At 61.9% G+C, this 15,368-nt stretch carries 8 protein-coding genes; 4 read left to right on the top strand and 4 right to left on the bottom strand.

Features of this window, described 5'->3' with window-relative positions:
• Positions 1–16: 16 nt before the first annotated feature.
• From JO015_15475 to JO015_15485, 3 genes are all read right to left on the bottom strand, one after another.
• Positions 17–1,822, bottom strand: a complete 1,806-nt coding sequence (locus tag JO015_15475; GenBank protein ID MBW0000498.1) for a PTS transporter subunit EIIC — start codon at positions 1,820–1,822, stop codon at positions 17–19.
• Between the two features lie 51 nt (positions 1,823–1,873).
• Positions 1,874–4,417 carry a phosphoenolpyruvate--protein phosphotransferase gene (ptsP, locus tag JO015_15480; GenBank protein MBW0000499.1) on the bottom strand — a complete coding sequence of 848 codons (2,544 nt, stop codon included), beginning with the start codon at positions 4,415–4,417 and terminating at the stop codon, positions 1,874–1,876.
• A gap of 419 nt (positions 4,418–4,836) precedes the next feature.
• Positions 4,837–6,633: a mucoidy inhibitor MuiA family protein gene (locus JO015_15485; protein ID MBW0000500.1), complete on the bottom strand. Its 1,797-nt coding sequence runs from the start codon at positions 6,631–6,633 to the stop codon at positions 4,837–4,839.
• Positions 6,634–6,827: 194 nt separating this feature from the next.
• On the opposite strand from JO015_15485, the gene JO015_15490 reads away from it, so the two are divergent.
• The 3 genes from JO015_15490 (at position 6,828) to JO015_15500 (ending at position 11,484) form a co-directional block, all read left to right on the top strand.
• Positions 6,828–9,311: a hypothetical protein gene (locus JO015_15490; GenBank protein ID MBW0000501.1), complete on the top strand. Its 2,484-nt coding sequence runs from the start codon at positions 6,828–6,830 to the stop codon at positions 9,309–9,311.
• Between the two features lie 106 nt (positions 9,312–9,417).
• Positions 9,418–10,806, top strand: a complete 1,389-nt coding sequence (locus JO015_15495) for a family 1 glycosylhydrolase (protein MBW0000502.1) — start codon at positions 9,418–9,420, stop codon at positions 10,804–10,806.
• Between the two features lie 174 nt (positions 10,807–10,980).
• A complete protein-coding gene (locus tag JO015_15500) occupies positions 10,981–11,484 on the top strand; it encodes an isoprenylcysteine carboxylmethyltransferase family protein (GenBank protein ID MBW0000503.1) in 504 nt (167 codons plus the stop codon).
• 790 nt (positions 11,485–12,274) lie between these two features.
• Here JO015_15500 and JO015_15505 read toward each other — a convergent pair.
• Positions 12,275–12,529 (bottom strand): hypothetical protein, encoded by a 255-nt coding sequence (locus tag JO015_15505; GenBank protein MBW0000504.1) that lies wholly within the window; start codon positions 12,527–12,529, stop codon positions 12,275–12,277.
• Between the two features lie 345 nt (positions 12,530–12,874).
• On the opposite strand from JO015_15505, the gene JO015_15510 reads away from it, so the two are divergent.
• Positions 12,875–14,938, top strand: coding sequence for an NAD(+) synthase (locus JO015_15510; GenBank protein ID MBW0000505.1), 2,064 nt, complete (start codon positions 12,875–12,877; stop codon positions 14,936–14,938).
• The last annotated feature ends 430 nt before the right edge of the window (positions 14,939–15,368 follow it).

Raw genomic sequence — 15,368 nt, forward strand, 5'->3', positions numbered from 1 at the left:
TTTGCATGATCAACCCTCAGCGAGCGTGCAGTTTGTCCTTGAGTGCGGTTGCGACCGCCGCCGCTCGTCCGCCGGCAATGACGTGCCAAACGTTGCCGGACGGCTGCATCACGCCGCTCACACCGGCGCGCATTAGGGCCCGCTCGTCGGCTTTACGGCCATCCCGAACCGTAAACCGCAACCGGGTCACGGCGGCGTGCTCAGCGGTCTGCACATTCGCGGGTCCCCCGAGGGCGCTGAGCAAGTGTTCCGCAAGCGCCACGTCGTCCGCGCCGGCCGGGGCTGAGGCCCCGGCAATCATCGCAGCATCGGCTTTGGCGGCTGTTGCCTCCTGAATCGCAGCGCCGGCTTTGGCAGCCGTTGCCTCCCGATCCGCCCGCGGCAGCGCTCCGTATTCCCCGCCGGCCATCGCCGTCCGGATCTCGCCGGCAACGATCTCCGCCTGGGGGCCGAGCACCACCTGCAAGACGTTACGGCCCGGGCGGACGATGCCCCGCGCGCCCAGGGCACGAAGTCCCGATTCGTTGACCAACTGATCATCGACTACCTCCAGGCGCAGACGCGTCGTGCACGCGTCCACGACCTTGATGTTGCGGTTGCCGCCTAAACTTTGGATAAAACCAACGGCACCGGCAAGCGCCGGCGCTCGGGCGCCGGCCGGGACACCGGCTGGGATACCGGCCGGCGAAGGTTCTTCTCCGGCGGTTTCAGCCGCGGCGCGCCCGGGCGTCGCCAGGTTGAACTTACGAATCGCAAAGCGGAAGAGGAAGTAATAGATGGCGAAGTAAGCGAGCCCTACCGGGATCAACAGCCAGCCGTTCGTCGAGAGCCGGTAACTGATGATGTAGTCGATCGCACCGGCTGAAAAGGTGAACCCCAGCTTGACGTGCAGCAAGTCCATCAGCGCCATCGAAATGCCGGTCAGCACCGCGTGGATCACGTAGAGGAGCGGCGCAAGGAACATGAAGGTAAACTCAATGGGCTCGGTTACCCCGGTCAGAAAAGAGGTCAGCGCCATCGAAAACAACATGCCGCCGACCGCTTTCCGGTTTTCCGGGCGGGCTGCGAAATACATGGCCAGGCACGCCGCCGGCAAACCGAACATCATGATCGGGAAGAAACCGGCCATGAATGAGCCTGCCGTGGGATCGCCGGCGAAGAAACGGTTAAGGTCGCCGGTCACAACTTTGCCGCCCGGCCCCGTAAAGTTACCAAACACAAACCAGACCAGGCTGTTGAGGATGTGGTGCAAACCGGTCACCAGCAGCAACCGGTTGAGAATGCCATAGACGAACAGGCCGATGGCGCCGGCCCCGATGAGCGCATGCCCCACCCAATCAATCCCTGCCTGCACCGGCGGCCAAACGTAGCCGCACACCAGGCCGAGCAGCACGCACGATAGTCCGGTGATGATAGGAACGAACCGTTTACCGCCGAAGAAGGCCAGGTACTCAGGCAGTTTGATGTCCTTGAAACGGTTATACAAACCGCCCGCCACGAGGCCGCAGAGGATGCCCGCCAGCACCCCCATGTTGATCTTTTCATTAATCGACTTCAGAACCGCGGTCAGGATGAGGTAACCGATGCCCCCGGCCAGACCGGCCGCACCGTTATTTTCCTTCGCGAACCCCACCGCAACGCCGATCGCAAAGACCAGCGCGAGGTTAGTGAATACCGTCCCTCCGGCTTCCGCGATCCATTTGACGTTAAGCAGGTCGGGTTGGCCCAACCGGAGCAAAAGTCCCGCGAGGGGGAGTACCGCGATCGGCAGCATAAGCGCGCGACCGAGCTTCTGAATTCCTGCGAACGAGATTGCTTTCATAATCTCCGCGATGCTTCTGTTTTTTGTTCAGACCGTTTACCGGACGCGTTGTTAAGGGTTAACCGGAAAGGTTTCTTTGACTAAGGCGCGGACCTCATCCGCCGTGCGTAAACCGACCGCCTTTTCCGCGAGTTGCCGGCAGGCCTTGAGGTCGAGGGTGCGCACCTGCGCTTTGATCTCAGGCACCATGGGGATGCTAACGGAGAGTTCGGTCACGCCGAGCCCCATGAGGAGCGGAACGGCCGCCGGTTCGGAAGCCATCGCCCCGCAAACGCCGACCCAACGGTTGTGCAGCAACGCTCCATCCACGGTGGCGCCGATGGCTCGCAGGACCGCCGGGTGCAAACTGTCGAGCTTGCGGCCGAGCACCGGGTGGCCGCGATCGATCGCCAGGACGTACTGAGTAAGGTCGTTGCTGCCGATCGAAAAGAAATCGGCTTCGGCTGCAAAATGATCGGACAATATGGCGGCGGCCGGCGTTTCCACCATGATGCCGACCTCCGGCAGAGGCGATACGCCGAGCTCCTTGCCCAGGGAGGAAAGGACCCCGCGAAGCTCCCGGACCTCTTCGACGTCGCTCACCAGCGGCAACATCACACGGTAGCGGCCCTGCGCGCCGATCCGCAGGATCGCACGCAGTTGGTCCCGGTAGAGGTCCGCGCGCTCCAGGGCAAGCCTGACGCCGCGGACGCCCAGGCTCGGGTTATCTTCGTGCACCTGGGGGAAGTAGGAAGGCAGTTTGTCACCGCCTAAGTCCAAGGTCCGGATGATGAGCGGCCGATCGCCTAAAGCGCTCGTAATCGCGACGTACTGGGAGAGGTGCTCCTCTTCGGTAGGCGGTTGGGCGCGATCCAGGAACAGGAACTCGGTCCGCAGTAAGCCGACGCCGTCGGCGCCCATCGTTACGGCTTCTTGCGCATCGGCGGCCCCGCCGATGTTAGCGGCCACCTCAATGCGGATGCCGTCCCGGGTCACCGCCGGTTCGTGCGCCTTTTTCCGGCTCTCGGCGCGAACGGTTTCCCGCCGGCGTTGAACCGACCGGATTTCGTCGAGCCTTTCACGGGCCGGTTGAGTCTCAAGGACACCGTCGTCGCCGTTCAGTACGATCTCCCGATCGCCGGACAGCGCCAGGGCGGCAGCCGGGAGACCGGCCACGGCGGGCAGGGCCATGGAACGGGCCAGGATCGCAACGTGCGACGTCGGGCCGCCGCGCACCGTGGCAAAGCCCGCCAGCTTCGTCCGATCCAAAGAGATCAAAACGGACGGTGGAAGGTCCTCGGCCACGAGAATGGAATGTTCCGTCATTTGCGGCAACTGCGGTTCGACCCCGGTGAGGCGCCAGATCACCCGGAGGGCCACGTCCTCGATGTCGGCGGCCCGTCCGGCGAGAACCCCGCTCTTGAGCGACCGCACCCGTTCTTCACACGAACGCGCCGCCCGTTGCCACGCCCACGCGGCGCTTTTTCCTTGGGCAATCCATTTTTCCGCCTCGGTGACGAGCAGCGGGTCTTCCAGGATGATCCGATGCGCAAGCAGGATTTCACCCTGCTGGTCGCCGGCCGCGACGCTTTCCGCTTCGATGTCTGCCCGGGTCGCCGCCACCGCTGCCTGCAGGGCGCGCCGCTCTTCGGCAGGGTCCGCCGCCGATTCCGGCACCTGAACGACCGGTCGAACCAGCTTTGCGACCTGCCCGACCGCCAGGCCCGGAGATGCCGAGACGCCCCGCAACATTCCCGGCCGCACTTCTCCCTCCCCCGCCGGTACTGCCGGGGGAAATGCGGCCGCAACGGTTTCCACGCGGGTTGTGGGCGGCCGCTTTTCGACGCGGCCAAAGGCGGTTCTGGCCAATGAACTCAAAGCTTCCACCGCCTGCTGAGCGTCAGCTCCCCTTGCCACGATGCAGATGGGTTGACCGCGGCCGATCTCAAGTCCGAGGAGGGCAACTACGCTCTTGGCGTCGGCCGTGCGGCCGGAGGGGCCGGCGACTTCAACCACGCTCTTGAACCGGCGGGCAGTGTCCGCGAGGGCAGCTGCCGGCCGGGCGTGGATCCCGTGTTCGGCCTCAACCGTGATCGGCTCGGATTCTGACCTGGGCAGCCCTGAATCGGCGGCCGGCGGAACGGGGGGCGCCGTCCCTTTGGAAGCCTCAACGGCGAAAAGGGAGGTACGACCCGCCTCCGCGAACCCTTGAAACGGCTTTCTGAGCGGAAAACGGTCGGAGTTGGCAACCAGGACCACGGTGATGAGGCTCTTGGCTTTGCGCACGATAAGGTCGGCGTCGAATTCGAGTAACGGGTCTCCCCTGCTCACCCGCGTGCCCTCAGAGCACCGAACCTCAAACCCCTCGCCGTTCAGGTTCACGGTTTCGATCCCAACGTGAATCAGAAGTTCGACTCCTTCATCGGTGACAACCGTAACCGCATGCCGTTTTCGGTGGACCTGAGCGACTTTCCCGTCGCACGGCGATAAGACCCGGTTGTCGACGGGGTCAATGGCCAGCCCGTCACCGGCCATGCGTTGGGCAAACACAGGATCAGGCACATCGCCCAGCGGAACGACGGGACCGGACAGGGGGGCAAAAAATTCAGAGTCCATGAGGTTAAATGGTTGGGTTAGGGATGCCTCGTTTGATCGGAGCGCCAGGCAGGGAAATCGGGGCCTCTAAGGGGAAAACAGGCAGAGGGCAGTCTCTTTCAGGGTACGATTCAGGAGGGAGCGGCAGGCGAGGATCTGGAAGTTAGCGATAATGGTCTGATAATGGTCTGAAGTTAATAATAGTTAGGCGAAGCCGTGGCGTCTGCACGCATAAAAGCAACTGAGTCCTTCGACTCCGCGGGGTAAGGCCGGAGCTACATTCCGCCGCCCGGGTCGTGGCGTGATGGAACATACTAATCAGGGGGGTTCCGTCGATAAGAACCCAATAACTTGTATTGGTCAATCAAAAGGCAAAAAGGGTTCCTGCCGGATCCTCTGCGAAACGGTGTGCAGATAGCTCAGCCTTGAAGGTGCCGGGGCTAGAATCCTTCCTGGATCTCCCTGCCCTCCGGCGATTGAACGGTGAACCCGAACTCAATCGTCTTTTTGCCCTGGGGAGGCAGGTCGAATTCCCAGGTTAACTTGCCGGTCGGCTGGTCCTGAGTCGTCGGCGGCTCGGAAAACGATATTCCCGTCAGCGTGATCTCGGTATTTTGGGAGACGGGCAACGCATCGATTACCTGCACCGCCACGGCCACCGGGTGATGGTTTTCAAGCGTGATCTGGTACCGCCGTTCCTGGGTGTCCTTGCGGTTGATTAACCCCGATGACGAACGGCGGTCAACCACCCGCTTTCGTCGCACCGTCAGGTTCTGGTCGCGCCCGAAATCGAGGTCGAACTCGGCGCCCGAGGGCACCTCGTTGATGGCACCTTTGCCGACCAGATCACCATCCCGATAAAGGTTTACCTCGCCGGCCAGTAGCAGCGCATCGGTCCGGTTAGTCACGTGGTAGCGCAGGAAGGCGGTTTGATCCAGAACCGGCGTGGTGACGTACCGGGGTTTACCTTCCAAGGTAATTTGCTGCAAGGCCACGGCGTGCGGATCGCCGTCGGCAGGAACGTTGGCCGGCAGGGGCGCCCGATAACTCACGCTCAGGCCGCGGTTGACCACTTCGGCCTGTGCCTGGAAGGCAGATTCCGAATCACCAGGCGCCGGGACCGCAGCCAGAGCCCGGGCCTTCGGCGCCCCGAGAGGGGCGCTATTAACCACAGGCTGCGGCGGCTCAACAAACCGCAGGTAAACCGGTTGCAATTCCGGCATCCGGCCGCTCAATCCGGGCTGCGCCGTAGAGAGAACCAGGGCTGCGCCAAGCCAATCCTCCCCGGTGCGTTGGCGCACCGATCCGCGGTAGTCGAGAACGACCCGGTTTTCATCGTCGTTGGTACGGGCATCATAGACCGGCTTCCACGACGCATTTCTGAGCTGATACTGCACGCGCAGACGCGCGTGCGCAGGTTGGCCGGCCTGCAGCGTGACGAGCAACGTTCGTTGCGCCTTGCTGCGATTAAGGGTTTTCAGCTCCTGCTTCGCCCGCTCGAGTTCGACGTTAAGCGCCTGCGCCTGCCGTTCCAGATTCTGCTGCTCGGCGGCCAGCTTAGCGGTTTCATCAACGTAAAACCTGTAGATTGACTCGACGTCCGGCAGCGCCGGTGCCGTCCTCTCACCCTTGGCAAATGCCGTGGTGAGGGTAGCGAGGTAAGACGCCCGGCCTTTCAATTGCGCGATCTGGAAAGCCAGGCCGGCCCCCTGCTGTTCGAGATTTCGAACCTGCTCTTCGAGGGTACGCACTCGCGGGTTGGCGGCCCCGGTCAGGACCTCACGCCGCAAATCGTTGCTCAGCAGGGTTAAGGCGGCATTGCCTTCCGCCTGTACCTGGAGCGAATCGTCGATCAATTCGTCGGGCAGATCGACGATGGCCAGGGTGGTTTCGCCGGCCGGCAGATCCGCCTCTGCGACTCGGGTCACGGCCGCGCGGTCAGAGAACACCGTCACGTCCGAAATCCGGCTCGGGATCTCGGTGGTGGCGGCGACCCCCGTCACGGGATTTATGGCCAGACGCCAGAGAACGATCGCGACCGGAAGGAGCAGGCGCGACGGCTTGACTCGGATCCCGGCGACAAGTTCCAAAACGCCTGTCGAGCTCGTCAGGGGGAGCCCCGGTGAGAGGAAACGCCTCAGAAGCGGAAGCGCCTTAATCCCGGGGCCAGACAGCCAGGGCGAACCTGCCCCGGCAGCCAACGGTTTCTGCAACGCAGGATCCTTATCCTTGATCACGGCCTCCAGGCTATCCTACCGGCGGCCCGCGCACAACCGGGAGGGTCCGCTCGTCGCGGGATTGAGGAAGTGGAAATCGCCTGAGAGCGCCTCACGCTCACCGTTCACCTCAGATCATACGCAATTATGCGTATGCCCCTGTGCTTTGCGCGGGTGGCGCGTTCTGTTAAACAACAACCGCAACCCTCAATCACGTGAAAGTTTTCCGTCGTCGCACCTTCCTGTTTATCCCGATCGGCCTGCTGTATTTTTGCGTCGCATCCGCCCGTGCCCAGGCGTGGCATCCTGCCGGGGACAACCTGAAGACGGGCTGGACGTCGCAGGTCCAACCCGACCAACCGCTGAACGAGTACCCCCGCCCGGAACTGCAGCGAGACGGGTGGCAAAACCTCAACGGCCTGTGGGATTACGCCATTACCGACGCGACCGCAGCGGGCCCGCCGGCTTCCTGGCAGGGCAAAATCCTCGTACCGTTCTGCGTCGAGTCCTCCCTGAGCGGGGTGCAGACGCGGGTGAACGGAAGCCAATACCTATGGTACCGCCGCGAGTTTAGAGCCAAACGCCCGGCCGGCGGCGGTCACCTCCTGCTGCACTTCGGCGCATGCGACTGGCGGACCGTGGTGTTTTTGAACGGCGAACTGGTGGGCAGTCACGCGGGCGGTTACGATCCTTTCACCTTTGACCTCACCCCGTTTCTCGGCGAGGGCGATAACCAAACCTTAACGGTCCAGGTTTTTGACGCGACCGACGAGGGTGAACCGATCACCCGGAATGATGAAAGCGATAAGCGGTCCGTAAGCGACCAAAGCGACCAGCCGCGGGGAAAACAGACCTCGATTCAAGACCCGAATTATTTCTTTTATCCTATTACGTACACGCCGACGACCGGCATCTGGCAGACGGTATGGCTCGAAGAGGTGCCCGGCGTCTACATCGAACGGTTAGTGGTGAAGCCCGACCTGGACTCGGGCCGGTTGGAGGTCACCGCCGTGACGCCGGGCGGCGCCGGTCCGGTTCAGGTGACGGTCCGGGGACCAGTCAACGTGGCGGGCGGCGCGGAGGGCGCAAAAGCCACCCAAGGGACCGGCGTGGCCAACGCGCCGGTAGAACTGGTGATCCCGGACCCGCAGGCGTGGAGTCCCGAGCAGCCCGCCCTTTACGACCTCGAAGTCACGTGCGGCCCGGATCGGGTCCGCAGCTACTTCGGCTTTCGCACGATCGAGCGGCGCAAGGACGGCCGCGGGAGGGAGCGGTTCTACCTTAACCATCACCCCATTTTCCTCTACGGACCCCTGGACCAGGGCTATTGGCCCGACGGCATCTACACGGCGCCCACCGACGAGGCGCTCGCGCACGATTTGGACGTCGAAAAGAGCTTCGGGTTTAACTGCGTGCGCAAGCACATCAAGGTCGAACCGGCCCGCTGGTATTATTGGGCCGACCGCAAAGGCCTGTTGGTCTGGCAGGATTTCCCCGCCTTGGGCCCGGTGCTGGACGCCGATCACACCCAAAACCAGCCGGATTTCACGCGGTCTCCGGCGGCCAAAGCGCAAATTGAAACCGAAATGCGCCGCATGGTCGAGGCCCTTGCCTGCCACCCGTCGATCATCCTTTGGACCGTGTTCAACGAGGCCTGGGGCCAGTACGACACCGGACGCGTTACTCAATTGTTTCAACGCTGGGATCCCACCCGTCTGGTGGACAGCGTCAGCGGCTGGAATGACCGCGGGTACGGCGATCTTTTCGATGAACACGATTACAATCCGCCGGCTCGAGACCCGGACACCAACGGCCCGTTCGGCAGGGTGGGCAACCCGGGCCGGATCGTGGTAATCGGGGAGTACGGCGGCCGCGGCGTCAGTGATTCAGGTTTGGAGACGGAGGGACTGATGGCGCACATGTGGAAACACAAACCGCTTTGGCGGTACCAGGAACTCAGCGGGACGGCTCAACTGAAACAGGCGGTTCTTGACGGCATCTCGCGGGTTCGTGATCTGGCGAGGCAAGGCCTGGGGGGCGCGATCTACACCCAACTCACGGACGTGGAAGGCGAAGCCAACGGGCTGATGACCTATGACCGGGATAAATTCAAGGTGCCGCCCGACGCGATCCGTGAGCCGATTCAGGCCGTCATCCGGGAAGGCAGCACCGAAAACGATGCGCCGGTTTCCGAGGTTTTGGTGCCCGGTGCGGAGGTATCGCTGAGATGCCTTGGAACCGCCTCGGGGCCGGGGAAGTACCTGGACGGAAGCACGCGCGGCGGGACGATTGGTTTGGCAGCGGCGCTCAACCAGGACCACACCGGCACGCGCTGGCGTGTAGGGCAGGCGGAAGACGGGGCCGTGACGTTGGAATGCCTCGCCGTCGCGGCTGGTGACAAATGGCTCGACGGCAGGACGGCGGAACGGGCGGGAGAAGACCCAAAGGGGGGCGCCGTCGCCTTGGCCGTGAACGCCGGAGGACGTTCAGCCGGCACCAAATGGCAGGTCTGGCGAGTGGTACCGGCCGCAGGTTCCCAACCCGAGGTCGTCGCGCTGAGGTGCCTTGGAGATGTCGACGGACCTCGATGGCTGAATGGCGAACCGCAAAGCGGCACCGTGGACCTGGCGCCGAACCTGGACGCACCCTACACGGGCACCCAATGGGAGGTCCGCCCCTACCAAGCAGCCACCGACTAACTTAACTCAACTACCTGCCGATCCGTACGGCGATGCCTTCTTCTGCAGGCGCCACCGGCAAGCGATCACTGCCGCCTCACGAGTATCCAGCATCCGAGAAACGCACATGGCCGAATTCATCTTCGCTACAGGGATCGAAAACAGTTACCCCCTGACCATGGTCAAAGATGCCGGCGGCATCGTTCGCCCGCTCCGCCGTGACCAGATGAAAGAAACGGGGCATCACGACCTGTGGGAAGAGGATTTTGCACTGGTTGAGAAGCTGGGGATTCCCTTCCTGCGTTATGGTCCGCCCTACTACCTGGTCCAGGAAGCGTCCGGTAAATGCAATTTCAGTCTCAAGCCGGAGCAGATCGGCGCCCATAAGCGGTTCGACATGCGAGAGAGGCTGGACGCCCTCTGCGGCCTGGGCATTACCCCGATCATCGACCTGTGCCACTTCGGGCTGCCGGACTGGGCCACCGGATTTCAAGATTCGTCCTGGCCCGAAAAATTCGCCGGTTACGCAAGGACGTTTGCCGAGACGTTCACAGACGTTGTTCTCTACACCCCCATCAACGAGATCTATGTTGCGGCCAACTTCTCCGGTCAACTGACGCTCTGGAACGAGCGGGCCGGCACCGACTCCGGCTTCGTTGCGGCGCTTTGCAACCTTTGCCGGGCTAATGTCCGCGCCATGGAGGAAATCCTCAAGGTACGGCCCGGGGCGCTGTTTATCCAAAGCGAGTCGTCCGAGTATTTCCATCCCGAAACTGAAAAGGACATTCCGGCAGCTGAGTTTCTCAATTCGAAACGGTTCTTGTCGCTGGACTTGAGTTACGGTCACGCCGTCGATGCCGAAATGTACCGCTACCTCAAAAAGTACGGCATGACCGAGGAAGACTACGAATTCTTTATGACGCCGCGGCCGGCGCTGCTCCAGGCCTGCGTCATGGGCAACGACTATTACAACACCAACGAACATTGGGTGGACGGGGCCGGCACTGCGAACCCGTCAAACTACCGTGAAGCGGGTGAAATCTTCGGCTACTACGTGATCACCCACCAGTACTATGAGCGGTACGGAATGCCCTTTATGCACACCGAGACCAACCGCGCCAACCGGCGCTGGCAGCCTGACGAGTCGTTGGAATGGCTCCAGAAAGAGTGGGCCAACGTCGTGCGGCTGAAGCAGGACCGCGTGCCCATCATCGGGTTCACGTGGTACGGTTTGGTTGACCTGGTCGGGTGGGACAAGCTTCTCGATGAGGGCAACATGGAACCGGTTTGGGCGGGCTTGTGCACCCTCGACCGCGCCATTCGTCCGGTAGGAGAACGTTACCGGAAAATTATCCAGGATTGGCGGCAGGCGCTCCAGGGGCGCGAGATTGAAACCGGAGGGGCCGGCGTTCTGGCGCTCGATGAGGCGGAACGAGGCACCCAGGCCATCGCGCGAGCGAACCGGACGGCGGAGTACATCAAAGCCCTCCCGCGGGGAAGGTTTCAAGTGCGGTAGAACTGTTCCGTTAAGGCGATTCCGTTAAGGCGAGTGCGCCGCCACCCCGTACACAACAGTTGACAATACTTCCGTGCTAAGTCGCCCGTGGCGCTGAGACCGAACGGCGGCCAAACACCGGCTTTGTTCTGCTCCCTTGACCATCGGGGGACGGTTGGCTATGACACAGGGGTCGTGCAAGATCTGCTCAAGCCAAGGCGTTCGCCGGATGTGCCGGAGGTTCTGCTGTTTCCGCCGCTCATCCCGCTTCTAACGTTGGTGGCCGGTGCGCTGTTGGGTCGTTGGCTGCCGTGGCGGCAGTTGGCGCGCCTGGGGCTTGGCCGGCGCCTGGGGATCGGTGGTCCGGCGGTCCTCGCCGGCATGGCCATTGCGGGCAGCGGCGCGCGCACGCTCGCGAACCTGGGCACCAACATCAATCCTTCGCAGCCCACCCTGGCGCTCGCCACGGAGGGCGTTTTCGCCCGCACGCGCAACCCGCTGTACGTGGGCGGGGGGCTGGCTTTTATGGGCTTGACGGTGGGCCTGGCCCTGGATGGGGTCCTGTTACTGCTCGTACCGAGCTTTGTCTTGCTGCATTACGGGGTGGTTCTGCCCGAGGAGCGTTACCTGGAGCGCAAATTTGGCGACCGGTACCGCCGTTATAAGTCGACTGTCCCCAGGTACGGGTGGCGAATCTGAAGGTTCGGGCGAGCAAAAGGGTCAGCCCAGAAAAATGGCCCGTTCAGCGAGAAAGAGGCGGCCTGCCTCATAGGGTGACGCCGCAATGATTGCCGGGCGCCTCCGATGGGCGAGCGGAAAACGGCCCCTTCCCGGCGGTTGGCCAGAGCGTTCGCTCGAGCCCAATCGGCGTATCTTCATTCCCTGGTGGGTCAGTTGTCAAAGTTGTTGGCATTGATTGGCCCACAGATTGGTTCTTGTTCGGCTACGGCGCGCAAGGGTTGCTTCCGGGCCCGGCTTATGCCAGAGGCCCGTAAGCTTCCCGCTTCTACCCTTTCGACGGCCATGGAGGTAAGAGCTTGTCTTGCTTTGCAGGTGCCCGGCCAGCGTTACACCTACCAGATCGTATAAACGGTCCACGCCCAACGGGGCGGCAGACGGTTTGATGGCCTGAAGGGCCAAAGGAACTTAGCCCAGGGTTTACCCTGGGAAGACGTTTCCCCCTCGATCGAGCCCTGAAAGCGCGGCAGAAACCGTGAGCAACGCCCTCTGCCGCCCTTTCAGGGCTCGATTGTGATTTTACGGTTACCCAGGGTAAAACCCTGGGCTATGTTCTACCGGCCCGTCGGGCCTAAGAACCGGCCCGTTAGGTATAAGGCCGATTCAACCGGGTACGGAGCGTCCGCCGGCGCCGGCGCCCCCTGGGCCGGCATTCTACCAAGATAACTATCTGAATCGTATCAGGCGGCGGGTGAGGCGTCGTGAGCGCCTGGGGAGAACCTGCCGCCGGCCGTCAACACCTTACCAACGTTCACCAAGCCCTAACGTGCGGGTCGCCGTCAGTTGCCCTGGCAGCTGAGGCAACTCCATTAACCAAGCCGCTAAGCACCCCAGCGGCGGCTCTTACCGGCACGGGGTTTAACTTACCCCATTGCCGGGCCACGGCTCGCACGGTGGTGCCGGTCAGCGCCGAACCGGCGATATTATGATCCTTCAGGTAGGCAGCGATGCTCACGATCATCACCAAAACCACAACAGCGGTGAGCGGCGCAAAGATGGTTTTCATGGGTCCAATTTTGTCCTCGGCATTTAGTGCAGAGGATTCGATTCACCTCCACCGGACCTTTAAGCACCATAGGTGCCAACATCGCGGCGAGCGTTCGGTGACCCCGGCCGGGCTGACCGAATCCGAGTCACAAGTGGCTCGTGCATAGTCATTTACGACTTCGCCAGCCACATCCAACGGCCGTCATTTGGTCCCGGACGGCGCCGGATCAGGGTCCATCGGGCGCCGGAAACGGTGCTTGGGCCAAGGCCGGCGTGCCGCAAACGGGATCATCCATCTCAATCTCGGGATGGCGCAGAAAAGTTCTCCCTATGCATCCGGACCCGGCCCGCTATGTTTGGCGCCATGCAACGCCCGTTTCATTCGGTTTATGCGCACGGTTTTGTCCGTGCGGTGGTTTGCATCCCGCACGTGCGCGTTGCGGATCCGAATTTCAACCTTGAGCGCACGTTAGGGTTAGCCCGTCGTGCATCGGAAATACATGCAGGCGTGGCGCTATTTCCTGAACTGGGGATTTCAGCCTATTCCAACGAGGACCTGTTTCATCAGGATGTTTTGCTGGACGCCACGGAGGCGGCCATCACCCGGCTCATCACGGAAAGTACGGCATTGTCCCCGGTGCTGCTGGTCGGTGCACCGTTGCGCTTTGAAGGCAAACTGTTCAATTGCGCGCTGGTCATCTACCGCGGGCAGTTGCTCGGCATCGTGCCGAAAAGTTTTCTGCCGAATTACCGTGAGTTTTACGAGAAAAGGCAGTTCAACACCGGGCGAAACGCGGTCCATCGCGAGGTGCTGTTCCTGGGCAAATCGGTGCCGTTCGGCAACGACCTGATCTTTGATGCGTCCAATTACGACGATTTTTCCATCCACGTGGAGATCTGCGAGGATGTCTGGACGCCGATACCGCCCAGCACCTATGCGGCGTTGGCGGGCGCGACGGTGCTGACCAATCTTTCCGCGAGCAACATCACGATCGGCAAAGCCGAATACCGGCGTGACCTTTGCGCCTCGCAATCGGGCAAATGCATTGCCGCATACCTCTACTCTGCAGCCGGCCCGGGAGAGTCCACCACCGATCTGGCCTGGGACGGGCACGCGATCATCTATGAAAACAATGAGTTGCTGGCCGAGGCGGAGCGCTTTTCCACGGATGAACAGATCGTCGTGGCTGACCTTGACCTCGAACGGCTCGCTCAGGACCGGATGCGCCAGACCAGCTTCAACGATGCCGTGGCGGATCATCGCGAGCGCGTCCGCGCCATCCGCCGGGTGGCTTTTGAGTTCCAGGTGCCTGAAGGAAGGATCCCGCTGATCCGGAACGTTGAGCGATTCCCGTACGTCCCGAGCGACCCGTCGGTGCGCCATGATCGCTGCTTTGAGGCTTACAATATTCAGGTGCACGGCTTGCTGAAGCGATTGAAAAACACGGGCCTTGAAAGGGTTGTGATCGGCGTATCGGGCGGCCTCGACTCAACCCAGGCGCTGATTGTCGCGGCCAAAACCACAGACCGGCTTGGATGGCCGCGCGATCGCATCCTGGCCTACACCATGCCCGGATTTGCCACCAGCAGCATCACTCTGAAAAACGCGCACGGCCTTATGCGTGCGCTAGGGGTAACCGCCAACGAGATCGACATCCGGCCAAGTTGCGTGCAGATGCTGCGCGACCTCGGGCATCCCTTCGCCAAAGGCGAGCGCGTTTATGACGTGACTTTTGAAAACGTGCAGGCCGGTGAACGTACTTCGCACCTTTTCCGGTTAGCCAATTTCCATAACGGCCTCGTGCTCGGCACCGGCGATCTGAGCGAACTGGCGCTTGGCTGGACCACCTACGGCGTCGGCGATCATATGTCCCATTACAACGTCAACGCGTCTGTCCCGAAGACGTTGATTCAGCACCTGATTCGCTGGGTGATCAGCGCAGGGGAATTCAACCAGGAAACGAATAACGTTCTGGAGTCCATCCTGAACACCGAGATCTCGCCCGAACTGGTGCCTCACGAGAGCGATGAGCAGAGGGAACCGGCACAGCGAACCGAGCAAAAGGTCGGGCCGTATGACTTGCAGGATTTCAACCTGTACTACACCACCCGCTATGGATTCCGCCCGAGCAAAGTCGCCTTTTTAAGCCAGCACGCCTGGGAGGACAAAGCCCGTGGCACCTGGCCGGATGGCTTGCCGGTCGAAAAGCATCGCCAATACGATCTACCCGCGATCAAGAAGTGGCTGGACGTTTTCGTGTATCGCTTTTTCAAAACCAGCCAGTTCAAACGTTCCTGCCTTCCCAACGGTCCGAAGGTCGGCTCGGGCGGCTCGCTTAGCCCGCGTGGCGATTGGCGCGCGCCCAGTGATGCCGAAGCCACGATCTGGATCGACGAATTGCGGCACAATGTACCCGATTTGAACTAGTGGGTCATTTGGCAAAGTTGTGGCCATTAATACCATTCAGATAGTTATGCCGGTAGAATGCCGGCTCAGGGGAGGGGCGCCGGCGTCAGGGGATGCTTCGTACTTGGTCGAATCGGTCTTAGGCCCAACGGGCCGATAGAACCTAGCCCAGGGTAAAGCCCTGAGCTTTACCCACATTGTTTGAGGGCAGCGCGGGGACAGCCGTGACCGTCTTTCGGCCCGAAGGGCCAAGAGAACTTAGCCCAGGGCTTTACCCCCTGGGTAACCGTAAAATCACGATCCAGCCCTGAAGGGGCGGCAGAACCCGACGGCAACGCTTTCTACCGCCCCTTCAGGGCTGGGTCGGAGGGAGGAACCCGTTCCCAGGGTGAAACCCTGGGCTATGTTCCTTTGGCCCTTCAGGCCATCAAACCGTCTCCCCGCCCGTCGT

This window comes from Verrucomicrobiota bacterium (assembly GCA_019247695.1).
In the GTDB taxonomy this organism is placed as follows: domain Bacteria; phylum Verrucomicrobiota; class Verrucomicrobiia; order Chthoniobacterales; family JAFAMB01; genus JAFBAP01.